This window comes from Stenotrophomonas sp. 85239_Sma (genome assembly GCF_056481725.1).
Genome location: NZ_CM151163.1, coordinates 3,584,955 through 3,601,803 on the forward strand (window position 1 = coordinate 3,584,955; position 16,849 = coordinate 3,601,803).

The 16,849-nt window shown below is 66.8% G+C and carries 12 protein-coding genes; 5 read left to right on the plus strand and 7 right to left on the minus strand.

Annotated features, from left to right (window positions below; genetic code table 11):
* The first annotated feature begins 106 nt into the window (after nt 1-106).
* Nucleotides 107-1,804, plus strand: coding sequence for a YbaL family putative K(+) efflux transporter (ybaL, locus tag ACYKG1_RS16730; protein ID WP_478470940.1), 1,698 nt, complete (start codon nt 107-109; stop codon nt 1,802-1,804).
* Nucleotides 1,805-2,195: 391 nt separating this feature from the next.
* On the opposite strand, the gene ACYKG1_RS16735 is transcribed toward ybaL, so the two are convergent.
* Nucleotides 2,196-3,482 carry an O-acetylhomoserine aminocarboxypropyltransferase/cysteine synthase family protein gene (locus tag ACYKG1_RS16735; RefSeq protein WP_478470941.1) on the minus strand — a complete coding sequence of 429 codons (1,287 nt, stop codon included), beginning with the start codon at nt 3,480-3,482 and terminating at the stop codon, nt 2,196-2,198.
* A gap of 180 nt (nt 3,483-3,662) precedes the next feature.
* Here ACYKG1_RS16735 and ACYKG1_RS16740 point away from each other — a divergent pair, with 180 nt between their 5' ends.
* The 3 genes from ACYKG1_RS16740 (at nt 3,663) to ACYKG1_RS16750 (ending at nt 6,633) form a co-directional block, all read left to right on the plus strand.
* Complete coding sequence (locus ACYKG1_RS16740; RefSeq protein WP_478470942.1) at nt 3,663-4,400, plus strand: winged helix-turn-helix domain-containing protein; 738 nt, start codon at nt 3,663-3,665, stop codon at nt 4,398-4,400.
* The gene (locus ACYKG1_RS16745) at nt 4,397-5,692 is read left to right on the plus strand and encodes an ATP-binding protein (protein ID WP_478470943.1); all 1,296 of its coding nucleotides are present in this window, start codon (nt 4,397-4,399) and stop codon (nt 5,690-5,692) included. Before ACYKG1_RS16740 ends, ACYKG1_RS16745 begins: the two co-directional genes overlap by 4 nt.
* A gap of 140 nt (nt 5,693-5,832) precedes the next feature.
* Nucleotides 5,833-6,633, plus strand: a complete 801-nt coding sequence (locus ACYKG1_RS16750; protein ID WP_478470944.1) for a MipA/OmpV family protein — start codon at nt 5,833-5,835, stop codon at nt 6,631-6,633.
* Nucleotides 6,634-6,704: 71 nt separating this feature from the next.
* Here the strand turns inward: ACYKG1_RS16750 and clpB are convergent, their stop codons facing one another.
* Nucleotides 6,705-9,290 carry an ATP-dependent chaperone ClpB gene (clpB, locus tag ACYKG1_RS16755; RefSeq protein ID WP_100473704.1) on the minus strand — a complete coding sequence of 862 codons (2,586 nt, stop codon included), beginning with the start codon at nt 9,288-9,290 and terminating at the stop codon, nt 6,705-6,707.
* 181 nt (nt 9,291-9,471) lie between these two features.
* Nucleotides 9,472-10,293, minus strand: coding sequence for a DUF3014 domain-containing protein (locus ACYKG1_RS16760; RefSeq protein WP_478470945.1), 822 nt, complete (start codon nt 10,291-10,293; stop codon nt 9,472-9,474).
* A gap of 168 nt (nt 10,294-10,461) precedes the next feature.
* Between ACYKG1_RS16760 and ACYKG1_RS16765 the strand changes: the two genes are divergently transcribed.
* Nucleotides 10,462-11,172 carry a glutathione S-transferase gene (locus tag ACYKG1_RS16765; RefSeq protein WP_478470946.1) on the plus strand — a complete coding sequence of 237 codons (711 nt, stop codon included), beginning with the start codon at nt 10,462-10,464 and terminating at the stop codon, nt 11,170-11,172.
* A gap of 54 nt (nt 11,173-11,226) precedes the next feature.
* Here the strand turns inward: ACYKG1_RS16765 and ACYKG1_RS16770 are convergent, their stop codons facing one another.
* The 4 genes from ACYKG1_RS16770 to ACYKG1_RS16785 all read right to left on the minus strand — a co-directional run bounded on the left by ACYKG1_RS16770 (nt 11,227) and on the right by ACYKG1_RS16785 (nt 16,727).
* Nucleotides 11,227-12,837 carry a SulP family inorganic anion transporter gene (locus tag ACYKG1_RS16770; RefSeq protein WP_262227587.1) on the minus strand — a complete coding sequence of 537 codons (1,611 nt, stop codon included), beginning with the start codon at nt 12,835-12,837 and terminating at the stop codon, nt 11,227-11,229.
* Nucleotides 12,838-13,498: 661 nt separating this feature from the next.
* On the minus strand, nt 13,499-15,217 hold the full coding sequence (locus ACYKG1_RS16775) for a thiamine pyrophosphate-dependent enzyme (protein ID WP_100473708.1): 1,719 nt from the start codon (nt 15,215-15,217) through the stop codon (nt 13,499-13,501).
* 133 nt (nt 15,218-15,350) lie between these two features.
* A complete protein-coding gene (locus tag ACYKG1_RS16780) occupies nt 15,351-16,208 on the minus strand; it encodes an XAC2610-related protein (RefSeq protein ID WP_478470947.1) in 858 nt (285 codons plus the stop codon).
* Nucleotides 16,209-16,244: 36 nt separating this feature from the next.
* Nucleotides 16,245-16,727 carry a DUF3574 domain-containing protein gene (locus ACYKG1_RS16785; protein WP_100473710.1) on the minus strand — a complete coding sequence of 161 codons (483 nt, stop codon included), beginning with the start codon at nt 16,725-16,727 and terminating at the stop codon, nt 16,245-16,247.
* Nucleotides 16,728-16,849: the final 122 nt, after the last annotated feature.

Below are 16,849 nucleotides of genomic sequence, written 5' to 3' on the forward strand. Positions count from 1 at the left end.
CCCTTTTCCTGCGGGGAAAGGGATCTGACCCCCTTCGCATTTAAGGTTTGCCGTATCTGGCCTCATCGGTGAAAATCGGGATACCCCCGATTGCCTGCGAGTGCCGATGCACCATGACACCGACCTGATCAACATCGTTGCCGTTGGCCTGGGGCTCGCCTTCATCTTCGGCGCGCTGGCCAACAAGCTCCGCTTGTCTCCCCTGGTCGGTTACCTGGTTGCTGGCATCTGCGTAGGTCCGTTCACTCCCGGCTTCGTCGCCGACCAGGCGCTGGCCAACCAGCTGGCCGAGCTGGGCGTGATGCTGCTGATGTTCGGCGTCGGCCTGCACTTCTCGCTGAAGGACCTGATGGCGGTCAAGGCCATCGCCATCCCCGGTGCCATCGGCCAGATCGCCGTGGCCACCCTGCTCGGCTGGGGCGTGGCCTCGCTGATGGGCTGGCCCGCCCTGCATGGCGTCATCTTCGGTTTTTCGCTGGCCACCGCCAGTACCGTGGTGCTGCTGCGGGCGATGGAGGAACGCCGCCTGCTGGAGACCATGCGCGGCAAGATCGCGGTCGGCTGGCTGATCGTGGAAGACCTGGCCTGCGTGCTCGCACTGGTGATGATGCCGGTGATGGCCGGCGTGTTCGGCCCCGACGCGGCCAAGGAATCGCACTCGCTGGGCAGCGTGCTGGCCGATATCGGCTGGACCTTCGTGCAGCTGGGCCTGTTCGTGGCGGTGATGCTGGTGGTCGGGCGCCGGGTCATTCCATGGATCCTCGAACGCATCGCCGGTACCGGTTCGCGCGAACTGTTCACCCTGTCGGTGCTGGCGATCGCGCTGGGCGTGGCGTTCGGCTCGGCGATGCTGTTCGGCGTCTCGTTCGCACTGGGCGCGTTCTTCGCCGGCATGCTGCTCAACGAATCGGAGCTCAGCCACAAGGCCGCGCATGATTCGCTGCCGCTGCGCGATGCGTTCGCGGTGCTGTTCTTCGTCTCGGTCGGCATGCTGTTCGATCCGAACATCCTCATCCAGCACCCGTGGCAGGTGCTGGCCACCGTGCTGATCATCATGTTCGGCAAGTCGGCCGCCGCGTTCTTCATCGTGCGCGCGTTCGGGCACCCGACCAGCACGGCGCTGACCATCTCGGCCAGCCTGGCACAGATCGGCGAGTTCGCCTTCATCATCGCCGGCCTTGGCGTGGCCCTGCAGATCCTGCCGAAGGAAGGCCAGTCGCTGGTGCTGGCCGGTGCGCTGGTGTCGATCATGCTCAACCCGCTGGTCTTCGGGCTGCTCGACCGTTGGCAGGCCAAGCAGGAACAGCAGCCGCAGCCGGCCGAACCGGAAGAGGCGATCGGCCCATCGCGTGATCTGAACGGGCACGCGATCGTGATCGGCTACGGCCGGGTGGGCAGCGAGCTGGCGCAGGTGCTGCGCGATCGCGGTGTGCCGGTACTGGTGATCGATGACAACAAGGAACATGTCGAACAGGCACACGCCAAGGGCCTGGCGGCGATCCGCGGCAGTGCCGCCGCCGACCGGGTGCTGGCCGAAGCCCATCCGGAACGCGCGAAGATTGCGGTGCTGGCGATTCCACAGCCGCTGGAGGCCGGTGAGGCGCTGGCCAAGCTGCGGGCGATCAACCCGGAGCTGACCCTGCTGGCGCGCGCGCACAGCGATGCGGAGGTGAAGCATCTGCTGGAGCACGGTGCGGATGGGACGGTGATGGCCGAGCGTGAGCTGGCGTACTCGCTGGCGGAGATGGTGATGTCCACACCGCCGTACCGGAATCTGGGGCAGCACAGTATTCCGGTGGTGTGAGGGTGTGTGTGCGGCAGGGCTTGCAGCCCTGCACCTGCCGAATCAACTTCAACTGCAACGACAAAAGCAAAAGCTGGCATTCCGTGGGATGGCGGGGTGGGTCCGGTGGCGGGAGACGCCGTAAACCCTTCCATGGGGGCTTGGCCGCGGCATCCATGCCGCGGACACTCCCGCCACGTCGACCTTGGTCGACACGGCGGTGCATGGGGTCAGATCCGTTTTCCGCAGGAAAACGGATCTGACCCGGGAACAAAAAAAATCCCCGGTCGACCCGCATCGACCGGGGATCTGGATCGCCACGTTGCCACTGCCTTGGAGAGGCAGTTCCACCGTAGCGCATCGCGGCGCCAGTGGTGATCGCCTGTGGCGATATGCACCAAGCGTGCGGCTATCAGGCGCCGGCCAGGGCCTGCTCCAGGTCGTTACGCAGGTCCCCGATATGCTCGATGCCGATCGACAGCCGCACGGTGTCTTCGCTGACGCCGGCCTTGGCCAGCTCCGCTGCATCCAGCTGGCGATGGGTGGTCGAGGCCGGATGGGTGGCCAGTGACTTCGCATCGCCCAGATTGACCAGGCGGGTGAACAGCTTCAGTGCATCGAGGAAACGCGCGCCGGCCTCGCGGCCGCCCGGCAGGCCGAAGGTCAACACGCCCGAGCCGTGGCCGCCCAGATAGCGCTGCGCGGCGGCATGTTCGGGGTCGTCGACCAGTCCGGCATAACGCACCCAGGCCACCTTTGCATGCGACTTCAGGAACTGCGCGATGGCCAGTGCGTTGGCGTTGATGCGTTCCATGCGCAGCGCCAGGGTCTCGATGCCCTGCAGGATCAGGAAGGCATTGAACGGTGACAGCGCCGCGCCGGTGTTGCGCAGCGGCACCACCCGCGCGCGGCCGATATAGGCCGCCGGCCCCAGCGCTTCGGTATAGACCACCCCGTGGTAGCTCGGGTCAGGCTGGTTGAGGCGGGCGAAGCGCGCGGGCTGTGCGGCCCAGTCGAAGCGGCCCGAATCGATGATCGCGCCGCCCAGGCTGTTGCCGTGGCCGCCGAGGTACTTGGTCAGCGAATGCACCACGATATCGGCACCATGCTCGAACGGGCGCAGCAGGAATGGCGTGGCCACCGTGTTGTCGACGATCAGTGGCACGCCGGCGGCATGCGCGACCTCGGCAATGGCGGCAATGTCGGTGACGTTGCCGCGCGGGTTGCCGATCGATTCGACGAACACCGCCTTGGTGCGCTCATCGATCAACCCTGCGAACGCGGATGGATCGGCCGGGTCGGCAAAACGCGCTTGGATGCCATATTGCGGCAGCGTGTGCGCCAGCAGGTTGAGGCTGCCGCCGTACAGCGCACTGGAGGCGACGATGTTGTCACCGGCTTCGGCGATGGTCTGGATGGCGTAGGTGATCGCGGCCTGCCCCGAGGCCAGCGCCAGCGCGCCGATACCCCCTTCCAGCGCGGCCAGGCGCTGCTCCAGCACATCGGTGGTGGGGTTCATGATGCGCGTGTAGATGTTGCCCGGCACCTTCAGGTCGAACAGGTCGGCGCCGTGCTGGGTGTCATCGAACGCATAGGCCACGGTCTGGTAGATCGGCACCGCCACCGCGCGGGTGGTCGGGTCGGGACGGTAGCCGCCGTGCACGGCCAGGGTTTCCAGTTGCCACTGCGGGTCGCTCATTGCGCCAGGCTCCATCCGGGGAAACCGCCACCATAGGCCAGCCCGGGCCAGCCGCTGAACGCCGCTGGCGATGACGTCCGTACCCGCGGTTATCAGGTTGGCCGCGATTCAGGCAGCCGTCATGGGCCGTTGCTAGGCTTCGCCGCCGGGCGCTCCTGCCCGGGCACGGAGGCCCCACGCATGCAGCCATCTTCCTGGACACCCCCTGCCAGCAGTTCGCCCACGCTGGTACTGCTGGTGGAGGACGACCGTCGCCTGGCCGAACTGGTCAGCGACTACCTGCACGAGCACGGCTTCGCCGTGCAGCACGTGGCCCGTGGTGACCTGGCCGGTGCGGCCTGCCGCCAGCATGCGCCGGAGCTGGTGGTGCTGGATCTGATGCTGCCCGGCCTCGGTGGCATCGATGTCTGCCGGCAGATCCGCAGCTTCTCCGACGTGCCGATCCTGATGCTGACCGCCTGCGAGGACGACATCGAGCAGGTGCTGGGCCTGGAATCGGGTGCCGATGACTATGTGCACAAGCCGATCGAGCCGCGCCTGCTGCTGGCCCGCCTGCGCGCCCTGCTGCGCCGCCGCCATGGCAGCAGCAACACCGGCACGCCCAGCCGGCTGATGCATGGGCAACTGCTGATCGATCGCATGCAGCGTGAAGTGCACCTGCACGGTGCGGCGGTGGATGTGGGCACCACCGAGTTCGAGATCCTGTGGCTGCTGGCCAGCCAGCCCGGGCAGATCCTGTCGCGTGACCAGATCCTGCAGGCGGTGCGCGGCATCGGCTTCGACGGCCTGGACCGCAGCGTCGACGTCTGCATCGGCAAGCTGCGCCGAAAGCTCGGCGACGACGCGCGCGAACCGCGGCGGATCAAGACCGTGTGGGGACGCGGCTACCAGTTCAATCCCTCGGTCTGGTCGGCGTGAAGCGGCTTTTCCTGCGCCTGTGGCTGGTGGTCGGCGCGAGCTTCCTGATCACTCTGCTGCTCATCAATGTGATCTTCGATCGCATCTACCTGCCGTTCCAGCAGCGTGTGTTTGCAGAGCAGGTGCGTGGCCAGCTGTATGCGTTGCGGCAGGGGCTGGATGGAAAGGGCCCCGCCGCCCAGCAGGATCAGCTGGCGCAGTGGCAACCCCACTACGGCATTGCGCTGGCACTGTTGCCGTCAGCGCCGGCCCTCGAAGCCGGCGAACAGGAACAGCTGCAGCGCAACGGACTCATTTCCCGGCAGAAGTTCGAGATCGTACTGGCGCCTCTTGATCCACGGCATCCGGACGGTCCCTGGCTGCGCCTGCACCTGCCAGGCGAGCCGTCAATGACGCTGTATCTCACCCTGATCGCCTACTCGGTGATGCTGGCCCTGTTCGGGTTGTGCCTGTACGCGTGGGTGCGCCTGCTCTGGCGCGATCTGGACGCCCTGCGCGTGCATGCCGACCGCATCGGCGCCGGCGATCTGCAGGCACGCGCGCAGGTCTCGCCACGCTCGCAGATCCGGGTCATCGTCGACCACTCCAACCGCATGGCCGCGCGCGTGGCCGAGCTGGTACAGCGCCAGCGCGACCTCACTCATGCCATTTCGCACGAACTGCGCACGCCCATCGCACGCGTGGCCTTCGGCCTGGACCTGATGCAGGACAGCGATGATCGCGAACGTCGCGCGCGGCTGGCTCAGGGCCTGCATGGTGACCTGGCCGAGCTCAACCGGCTGGTCAGCGAACTGCTGGCCTACGAACGATTGGAGCATCCCAGCGAGGGCGAACCGATGCAGCGGATTGAAGCCAATGACTGGCTGCAGGCCTGCCTGGCCGATGCCCGCCGCGATGCCGAGCGTGCCGGCCTGGCGCTGCGTGTGCAGCCTAGCGCCCTGCCGCGCGTGGATGCCGAGCCACGCCTGCTGCAGCTGGCGCTGAGCAACCTGCTCGGCAACGCACTGCGTCATGCGCGCTCGCAGGTCGAAGTCTCGCTGGTGGGTGTTGGCGGCCGCGCCTGCCTGCGCGTGGACGATGACGGCCCCGGCATCGCCGAGGCTGACCACGAAAAGGTGATGCGCCCGTTCACCCGCTTGGATGACAGCCGCAGCCGTGACACCGGCGGCTTCGGCCTGGGCCTGGCCATCGTCGGCCGTATTGCAGCCCGCCACGGCGGCGAGCTGCGCATCAGCCGCGCCACGCTGGGCGGCGCACGCCTGGAAATGCACTGGCCGCTGGCTGCCAGCTGAACGCGCTGGGCCGCGATTACAGTTAATTACAACTCCCGCACAACTGCGGACGGATCGGTCGCCGGCGTATCGCCACGCTGGCGACCCTGCAGCACTCGCCGGATGCGCGCGCTGCTTTCCTCCCATTGTCGAGAGTTTCCATGTCCCAGCTTCGCCGTTCCCCCACCCTGCTCTGCCTGGCCCTGCTGCCGCTGTTTGCCGCCCCGATCGCCCACGCCAAGGATGACCACTGGACCTTCGAGCTCGCCGCCGGTGGTGGCGTGACGCCGCGCTACAGCGGCAGCGAGGAGTATCGTGCGACGCCGTCACTCTCCTTCGATGTCACCTCGCCGGGGGGCTGGTTTCTGGGCACCAGTGGCATCGGCTGGGGCACCGCCCTCGGCGAGCACACCCGCGTGCGCGCCTACGTCGGCGGCAGCGGCATCCGCAAGGACAAGGACTCCCTGCTCGGCGGCTCGGACTTCCTGCGCGGCATGGGCGATATCGATACCCGTCCCCTGGTCGGTGTCTCGGCTGGTTATACGCTGGGCGAGGCCGTGCTGAGCGGCTCCTGGCAGTTCACCCGCAAGGACGAGGACAAGGCCGAGAACGGCCTGGCCACCCAGCAGATCCATCTGAACCTGACCCTGCCGCTGTTCGACCTGGCTGGCGGTGTGGTCAGCGGCAGCGTGTCCACCGACTACGGCAACCGCGGCTACATGCAGACCTGGTACGGCGTCAGCCCAGAACAGGCGGCGCGAACCGGCTTCGCCGAGCACAAACCGAAGGCCGGCCTGGCCAGCGCCGGTGTCGGCCTGAAGTGGAGCCACCGCGTGGGCCGCAACGGCAACTGGTATATCTCGGCCGAAGGCACGCGCCTGCTCGGCGATGCGGCCAACAGCCCGATCGTGCAGAAGCCCAACCAGTTCGGGCTGATGAGCGGGTATACGCACCGCTTCTGAGAAGTCGCCGGGCATGGCCCGGCGCTACCGGAGAAAACGGGGCGCTGCGGTCAGGCAGCGCCCCGATGGACTCACGCCTTGGCGAACACCAGGTGGCCACCATCATTTCCGACTTCGATGGTGTCGCCGTTGACGAAGGCGCCGGACAGGATCTTCTGCGCCAACGGGTTCTCCAGCTGCGCCTGGATCGCGCGCTTCAACGGGCGCGCACCATACACCGGATCGAAGCCAACGTTGCCAAGCAGGTCGAACGCTGCGTCGGACACCATCAGCTTCAAGCCACGCTCGGCCAGGCGCTTCTCCAGGCCACGCATCTGGATGCGCGCGATCTGCTTGATCTGCTGCTTGTCCAGCGGATGGAACACCACGATGTCGTCCAGGCGGTTGATGAACTCCGGACGGAAGTGCGCCTGCACCACGCCCATCACTGCCGCCTTCATCTGCGTGTAGGCCTCCGGGCTGTCGTCGGCGCTCATGTCCTGGATCTGGTGCGAGCCCAGGTTCGAGGTCATCACGATGACGGTGTTGCGGAAGTCCACGGTGCGACCCTGGCCATCGGTCAGGCGGCCATCGTCCAGTACCTGCAGCAGGATGTTGAACACATCCGGATGTGCCTTCTCTACTTCGTCCAGCAGGATCAGCGAGTACGGACGGCGACGCACGGCCTCGGTCAGGTAACCGCCTTCCTCGTAGCCGACGTAGCCCGGGGGCGCGCCGATCAAGCGGGCGACGCTGTGCTTCTCCATGAACTCGCTCATGTCGATGCGGATCATGGCGTCGGCACTGTCGAACAGGAACTCGGCCAGCGACTTGCACAGTTCGGTCTTGCCGACACCGGTCGGGCCGAGGAACAGGAACGAACCGGCCGGGCGATTCGGATCGGACAGGCCCGCACGCGAACGGCGCACGGCATCGGAGACAACCTTGATCGCTTCCTCCTGGCCGACCACGCGGTTGTGCAGCACCTCTTCCATGCGCAGCAGCTTGTCGCGCTCGCCTTCGAGCATCTTGTTGACCGGAATGCCGGTCCAGCGCGACACGACCTCGGCAATCTCCTCGTCGGTCACGCGGTCCTGCACCAGCTTGAAGTCCTTGTGCTCGGCTTCCTGGGCGGCGGCCAGCTGCTTTTCCAGCTGCGGCAGCAGGCCGTACTGGATCTCGCTCATCTTGGCGAAATCCTGGCGGCGCTGCGCGGCTTCCAGCTCCAGCTTGGCCTGCTCGACCTGCTCCTTGATCCTGGTTGCACCCTGCAGCGCAGCCTTCTCCGACTTCCAGATTTCATTGAGGTCGGAGAACTCGCGCTCCAGCGCCTCGATATCGTTCTCCAGATCGGCCAGGCGCTGCCGCGAGGCCTCGTCCTTTTCCTTCTTCAGCATCTCGCGCTGGATCTTCAGCTGGATCACCCGGCGTTCCAGGCGGTCCAGTTCCTCCGGCTTGGAGTCGATCTCCATGCGCAGGCGCGAGGCGGCCTCGTCCATCAGGTCGATGGCCTTGTCCGGCAGCTGGCGGTCGGTGATGTAACGGTTGGACAACGTGGCGGCAGCGACGATGGCCGGGTCGGTGATCTCCACCCCGTGATGCAGGGCGTACTTTTCCTTCAGCCCACGCAGGATGGCGATGGTGTCCTCCACCGACGGCTCACCCACGAACACCTTCTGGAAACGGCGCTCCAGCGCAGCATCCTTCTCGATGTACTTGCGGTACTCGTCCAGCGTGGTCGCGCCGATGCAGTGCAGCTCCCCGCGTGCCAACGCCGGCTTGAGCATGTTGCCGGCATCCATCGCGCCGTCGGCCTTGCCGGCGCCGACCATGGTGTGCAGTTCGTCGATGAACAGGATGATCTGGCCTTCGTTCTTGGCCAGGTCGTTGAGCACGCCCTTCAGACGCTCCTCGAATTCGCCACGGAACTTGGCACCGGCGATCAGCGCGCCCATGTCCAGCGACAGCACCCGCTTGCCGCGCAGGCCCTCGGGCACTTCGTCGTTGATGATGCGCTGGGCCAGGCCTTCCACGATCGCGGTCTTGCCCACGCCGGGTTCGCCGATCAGCACCGGGTTGTTCTTGGTCCGGCGCTGCAGCACCTGGATGGTGCGGCGGATTTCCTCGTCACGGCCGATCACCGGATCGAGCTTGCCGCTCTCGGCACGCGCGGTCAGGTCGATGGTGTATTTCTCCAGCGCCTGCCGCTGCTCCTCTGCATTCTCCGACTGCACGTTCTCGCCGCCGCGCAGCTTGTCGATCGCGGCCTGCAGGCGGGTCTTGTCGGCACCGGCGGCGCGCAGCGCCATGCCCAGCGTGCCGCCATCCTCCAGCGACGCCAGCACGAACCACTCGCTGGCAATGAAGGCATCCCCGTGCTGCTGGGCCAGCTTGTCGGTCTGGTTCAGCAGGCGCCCCAGGTCATTGCCCATCGAGACGTTGCCGGCCTGGCCGGACACCTTGGGCAGTGCGTCCAGCGCCTCGGTCAGGCGCTCGCGCAGCACCGGCACGTTCACCCCGGCCTGGGCCAGCAACGGGCGCGTGCTGCCGCCCTGCTGGTCCAGCAGGGCGCTGAACAGGTGAACCGGTTCGATGATGCTGTTGTCGCGGCCCACGGCCAGCGACTGGGCGTCTGCCAGCGCCTGCTGGAAACGCGAGGTGAGCTTGTCCATCCGCATTGCGAAACCTCATCGGTCATCTGGGCCGGCCCGCGCCGGCGATGCTGGAAAGATGCGGCTGCCCCACCCCGTTTCAAGGGTGACTGCGACTGCACCCCGAGGCCGGTCAGCCTGCGGCCAGCATGCCGGAGCGGGTGTGGTCGGCGCGTTGATCCCGATCAGTTTCGTGCTGTGGACGGGCTCAGCGGGTGATCGCGCTGCGGATCGCCCGCAGCTGCTGCTTGACCGCCTGTGCCTGCGCCGCGTCCATGCGCAGCAGGGCCTTCTGGCCGATCGAGCGCGACTGCAGGGCGGAATCGACGAAGCGATAGCGGCCGCGGTCATCGCGCTGCACCAGCGGTGCCTGGGCCAGTTCCGGGGTGTCCAGCAGATGGTCGATCACCGCCACCAGGCGATCATTGAAGTACGAGTCGGGCCGACCCAGGTCGACGTAGGCCTGCTGGATCAGCGGATAGAAGCGCTTGTAAGCGGTAGCCGCTGCCGCCGGGTCCAGCGCAGTGAATGCGTGCACATAGGGCGCATAGCGCGCCGCGTTGCTGGCGGCGATGCGTTCACCGCCTTCCCCCGGCTCGACCTGCAGGTTGCCCGGCAGCGGGCGCGCGGCCAGCGCGGTTGGCGGCACGCTGGGTTTGTCCAGGTTGTCGACCTGGGTGACCAGGCGCTGGATCAGATGGTCGCGCAGCAGCAGGGTCAGCGGCCCCTCCCCTTGGAACAGCTGGCCCAGCGCACCCCATGCCGCGGCATCGCTGTCCGCCAGTTTCGGCAGCGCCGGGTCGGCAGCGGCCTCGGTATCCAGCGGATGCCGGATCGTTGGGGGTGCTGGCGCGGGCTCTACGGCTGCCGTCGGTTGTGGCGGTGCACTGGTACTGGCGGGGGTTGATTGCACCGGCACCGAAACACCGTCTGCCAGGCTCTTGATCTGATCGCGGAACAACCAGCCTCCCGCGCCGCCAATCACCACCACGCCCAATATCCAGGGCCATACCGCCTTTCCACTCTGCATGATGCAGCACCTCGTTTCACACGCATGGAGAAGGTGTGACCCCACCCATTCCAACGGGTTCCCCGCCTGTTCCGCTGCCGTTCGGGTTCAGGCACGCGCAGTCCATGCTCACGCCTGCTTTGCACTGCCCGCGCGAGGCTGTGAGTCCTGTCCCGTGGAGACACTGCCATGCAGTACGCGCTGTATTACTGGACCGGCATCCAGGGCCGCGGTGAATTCGTGCGGCTGGCGCTGGAAGATGCCGGCGCCGACTACATCGACATGGCGCGGGTGCACGGCGATGCGGTGATGCAGGCGTTTCTCGATGGCAGCAGCGAGGGTCCGCAACCCTTCGCGCCGCCGTTCCTGAAGGCGGGCCGCCAGGTCATCGCGCAGGTCGCGGCCATCCTGGATTTCCTCGGCCCGACGCTGGACCTGGTGCCGCAGGCGGCCTCACGGCGGGTGCAGGCGCTGCAACTGCAGCTGACCATTGCCGACCTGGTGGCCGAGGTGCACGACACCCACCACCCGATCGCTGCATCGAAGTACTACGAAGAGCAGAAGACCGAAGCCAAGGCGCGGGCCGCGTCCCTGCGCAGCGAGCGGCTGCCCAAGTTCCTGGCCTATTTCGAACAGGTGCTGGCCGCCAATGGTGGCCGCCATGCGCTGCGCGAGCACTCCTATGTGGACCTGTCGCTGTTCCAGCTGCTGAGCGGGCTGGACTACATGTTCCCGCGCCGCATGCAGGCGCTGGCCCCCACCCTGCCCCTGCTGCGTGCGCTGCAGGAGCGGGTGGCGAAGCGGCCGAACATCGCTACCTATCTGGGCTCGGAACGGCGCTTGGCATTCAACACCAATGGCATCTTCCGCCACTACCCGGAGCTGGACGCCGAACGGTAATTCCGCCGCCTGCAGCTTCCCCCTGCAGAGCCGGGCGATGCCCGGCGTCACCGGTCAATGGTCGGTGCGATCACCCAGCGGCTCCACCGCCTGCTTCTGCAGCGACAGCAGGCCCAGCAGCAGCGCCAATGCCACGTAGGCGCCGGCGAACTGCCAGCTGATGATGCGTGCCAGCCCATCCAGGTCCCACGGCAGGTAGATGCCACCGCGCGGATCCACCGAGTGGATCAGGCCGAACAGGGTCAGACCGGCGGCCACCAGCAGGAAGCCGCAGGCACGGCGCAGGCGGCCATCGACCATCGCCGCTACCGCCGAGATCCACAGCATCGAGGTGATGATGAAGCCGTTGCCGAGGGTGAAGATCACCGCCAGCTCAGGCAGTCCGTGGCCATCCAGTTTGGTCAGCAACTGCGGCAGCTGGTCCGGCGCGATCCAGCCCGGCGCCTTGATCGCCAGCAGGTACGCCACCGACGGCAGGAAACCGAACACCATCGCGCCGGTGTGGTGGCGCGGCGTAGCCTGGAAGGCCTGGGTGGTGATGTCGATGGCCACGTACACGATGATCGGTGCCAGCACCGCCAGCGGCAGCCACTGCACCAGCCCTGAGATGATGCCCAGCATGCCGCCGATGCCGACGAACAGGCCGGTCAGCAGGGTGTAGCCGCTGCGCGCGCCCATGTGCTTGTACGCCGGCTGGCCGATGTACGGCGTGGTCTGCGCCACGCCACCGCAGACACCGGCCACCAGCGTGGCCACCGCTTCCACCAGCAGGATGTCGCGGGTGCGGTAGTCATCACCGGCCGCGCGTGCGCTCTCGGACACGTTGATGCCGCCGACCACCATCAGCAGGCCGAACGGCAGCAGCAACGGCAGGTAGGTCATCGCGGTGGGCAGGCCATCGAGGAAGCCCAGCGTCGGCAGCGGCAGCACCACCTGCGGCGGCACCCACTCCGGCACGTGGAAGCCCGGTGCGCCAAGCCCGGCCAGGCCAAGGCCGTAATACAGCACGGTGCCGAACACGAAGGCCAGCAGCACGCCGGGGCCACGCACCGGCAGCTTGCCCTTGGCGATCAGCACATACAGCAGCAGCCCCAGCGTGGTGAAGCCGACCAGCGGCGAGCGCAGCGTCTCCAGCAATGGCAGCAGCCCCATCAGCACCAAGGCGATGCCGGCGATGGAACCCAGCAGCGCAGCACGCGGCAGCGCGCGGGTGACCGCCTCGCCGAAGAACGAAAGCACCAGCTTGAGCACGCCCATGATCACCAGCGCGGCCATGCCCAGCTGCCAGGTGGCGATGCCCGCGGCATGCGGATCCATGCCCTGCTGCTTGAAGGCCACGAAGGCCGGGCCGAGCACCAGCAGCGCCATGCCGATGCTGGTGGGTGCGTCCAGGCCCAGCGGCATGGCGGTGACATCGTCGCGGCCGGTACGCGCGGCCAGCCGGCGCGCCATCAGGGTGTACAGCAGGTTGCCGACCAGCACGCCGAAGGCGGTGCCGGGGAACATGCGGCCGAACACCACGTCGGCGGGGAACTGGAAGATCCCGACCAGGGCCATGGCGATGAAGCCAAGGATGGAAAGGTTGTCGACGACCAGGCCGAAGAAGCCATTGAAGTCGCCGGCGACGAACCAGCGACGCGATGCGGCGGAAGCGGGAGCGGACATGGAAGGGGCGGTGGGGGGGGTGGGGACCGCCGATGGTAGGCCCAGCGGGGCCAGCGCGCCAATTCCGTCGTGGAATGATGGGTTCCAGCCAACGGCGGGGCCCCTCGTGGCGGGGTGGTCGCGGACAGCGGGGTTATTGGAGTAGGCCGTGCGGGGTGGGCTGCGCAGGACACGCCGTAAACCCGTCCATGGGGGCTCGATGGCGCCATCCATGGCGCCAACGGTCCTGCACAGCCCACCCCGCCCGGCTTCTGACAGTTTCCTGCGCGCGGCGGCCACGGAAGAGAATCAAAAGTTCAAAAGATCAAAAGCAAAAGCGGGTCGCTTCGCTCTGAGCCGAGCATGGCTCGGCCCTACAGAAGATCATTTCGATCATTTTTCCGTTATCCACGCATGGCGTGGATCTACCGTGTCGACCAAGGTCGACACCCACCAGCGCAATGTGCCGTTCCGACAGATCGCAGGAGACTGTCGAAGACGGGGTGGGTCCGGTTGCGGGGGCGTGAGCCGCATGGATGCGGCGACCGAGCTTACATGGACGTACTTGCAGCGCCCCCGGCAACCGGACCCAGCCCCGCCATTCCACCAATACCCTGCTTTTGCCCTTGACGTTGCTCTGGCCTCTGCGGGTGCAGGGCGCAGCCCTGCATCGACCAACCCACTACTTCTTCAGGAAGTTGTCCACCAGCAGATGCTTCACGTCGTCGAAGCGGCCGTTCAACACGGCCTTGGCGGCGTACAGTGCGGTACCGGCCACCTGCTTGGCCTCGATCTGCGGCGGCATCACCAGCTCGGCACGACTCGTGTGCACGTCCAGCAGCGCCGGGCCACGCTGCGCCAGGAAGTCCTGCACCGCCTCCTCCAGATCCTCGCTGCGGGTGACCGTGCGGCCGTGGAAGCCGATCACTTCGGCCAGGCGGCCGAAGTCCGGATTCTTCAGGTCGGTGTAGTTGTCCAGCAGGCCTTCCACCTTCTGCTCCAGCTCGACGAAGTTCAGCGAGCCGTTGTTGAACACCACCACCTTGATCGGCAGGTTCTCCTGTACCGCCGTCAGCAGGTCGCCCAGCAGCATTGCCAGGCCACCATCGCCGGACAGCGAGATCACCTGACGGCCGGGAAACGCCTTCTGCAGGCCGAGTGCCTGCGGCATCGCATTGGCCATCGTGCCATGCAACAGGCTGGTCAGCGTGCGGCGGCGACCATTTACCCGGATATGCCGCAGCACCCACACCATCGGTGAGCCGCCGTCAGCGGTGAACAGCGCGTCATCCGTTGCGTACTTCGACAGCAGCGCGGTCAGGTGCTGCGGATGGATCAGTTCGCCCTCGCCCGGTTGTTCTTCCTGCTCGCGCTTCTTCAGCGCCTTGTCGCGACGTTCGATGCATTCATCCAGGAAACTGCTGTCCTCGCGTGGCGGCAGCATCGGCAGCAGGGCGTCCAGCGTGGGCGCGATGTCCCCGACCACGCCCAGGTTCACCGGATGGCGGCGGCCCAGGTGACTGCCATCACGGTCGACCTGGATGATCGTGGCCTTGTCCGGGTAGAACTGGCCCCAGGCGAAATCGGCGCCGAGCAGCAGCAGCGTGTCGCACTCCATCAGCGTGTGGAAGCCGGATTCGATGCCGAAGATGCCGGTCATGCCCATGTTGTACGGGTTGTCCGGCTCGACGAAATCCTTGGCGCGCGAGGTGTGCGCGATGGGTGCCTGCAGGCGTCGGGCCAGCTCCAGCAGCTGCGCGTGCGCGCCCTGGCAACCGGCACCGGCATAGACGCCGATGCGCTTGCCCTGCCCCAGCAGCTCGGCGATCCGCTGCAGTTCAGCGTCAGAGGGTCGCAGCACCGGCTGCGTGTAGTGCACCGAGAACGGCACGTCATGCTTCACCTCGGCCTGGCTGATGTCAGCCGGCAGGATCACTACGGCGACGCCGCGACGGCTGATCGCGGCCTGGCAGGCCAGCGTGACCACGCGGCGCGCCTGTTCGGCGCTGTGCACCTGTTCGCAGAACACCGTGCAGCTGCCATAGACCGCCTTGAAATCCACTTCCTGCGGGAACTCCATACCCAGCTCGCTGGTGACGATCTGGCTGGCGATCAGCACCATCGGCGCGCGATTGCGGTTGCTTTCGAAGACGCCGTTGATGAAGTGCAGGCCACCAGGCCCGCAGGAACCGGCGCAGGCGGTCAGCTCGCCGCTCACCAGCGAATCGGCGCCTGCAGCGAAGGCTGCCACTTCTTCATGGCGCACATGCACCCAGGCGATCTCACTGCCGTGCATTGCATCGGTCACATGGTTGAGCGTATCGCCCACGATGCCGTAGCAACGGCGGACACCGGCCTGCTGCAGGGCGTCCACCACGATTTCGGCCACGCGCTTGCTCATCGGATACATCCTCGAACGGGGGAACGTCCGAGGCTAGACCCGATGAAGTGATGCTTCCGCAAAAAAAGGGGACGGAGGGAATTAAGTCGTTAACGGCACAAACGACTTAATTCCCTCCGTCCCCTTTTTTTCTTCAATCGTTGACGTTGATCCAGCCCAGCACCACGCCCCTTTTCGGATTGAGAAACCGCAGCTTCACCCAGCCATCCTGTTCATCCAGCATCTCCAGACGGTCGCCCTGCACCAGGTAGCGCTTCGTGCTGGAAGCACCTGGCTGATCGAACAGGAACAACCGCGCTGGCACCACGGTGGCCTGCTGACCACGCAGCGGTCCATCCGGTGGTGCGCCCAGGCCATCGCCGATGGCGCTCTCCAGCACGCGGCCCGCGGGATCATAGGTGCGCCAGACTGCCAGCGGGCCCTGCCCGTCGGTCTGTTCCCAATGCAGCGCGGTGTTCAACGTATCGCCCAGCATCAGCACGCTCTCGGCGCGGTACAGATAGAGTTTCGCACCCGCAAACCGGTACTGGTCGGCGTACCACATCGGGCCGCTGCGGCAGCTGCTGGTGAGGGTGCGGGTAGCCGCATCCACGCTCAGCCCCATCAGGTCACCGCAGCTGTCCTTGCCATGGGTGTCGGCCTGCAGCGCGCAGAACCCGGCGCTGGCCGGATCGAAGCGATACACCGCCACCGCCTCGTTGACCATGCCCACCGATGCACGCGCAACCAGTTCCGGGTAGCCATCGAAATCGACGTCCTCCAGTGACCAGCGCGAATTGCCGTCGGCGTCCGCCGCGCCCGCCAGCGTCTGGCGCTTGCCCGAGGGTGACAGCTGCACCGCGATGCTGCCGTCCTGCTGGGGATCGGCGTGCGCCTGCACGTGAGCGGCCACCTGGAACCGCAGCGTTTCGCCGTCGCCTCCCCCCGCCTGCGCCGTCGGTGCCAACACGCCTGCCATCACCAGGCCCAGCATGCATTCCCTGTAGTTCATCCACGCTCCCTGCGGCGCCGCGGCGGCACCGTCAACTCAGAACGATACGTCAACCGCCTGCCGGGACCACAGTACTGACTGATGCTTGGTCTGCTGCTTCCACGCCAGGCGGATCGCCTCGATGTCGGCGCGCCGCTGCGGGGTGTCCTCGTGCAGCACCACCAGCACCTTGGTGCGCAGGCGGTTGGGCGCTGCATCGCCGCGGAACAGCCACTGGCCGTAGGCATCGAACACGGTCAGGCCATCCGGGAAGCGCGGGGTCACTTCCTTGTCCAGGAAGGTGCGCCACTGCGCCTCGCTGATGGTGTCGGCCTGCGGGCGGTTGCCGGCACCCTGCTCTTCACCCACGCCGAAGTACAGCTCGCTGCGTACCCAGCCCTGCCCGGTGGACGGGCGTGCGGCATCGCCCTTCAGTTCGGCGGTGGTAGCCGTGGCATAGGCGCTGGGCGCCTGCGAGGACAGGCTGGCGCAGCCACTGGTGGCCAGCAGCACGGCGAAGACGAGGCCAAGGTGTTTCATCGGTACAGCTCCGGGGAAGGGGGACAAGGCGAGCCGGCAGCGTACAGCGCCACCGGCCCAGCGTGCTGATGCCAGCAGGGCATCAACTCATGCCGGACCGGCAGGGGCTTGCATCGGCACCG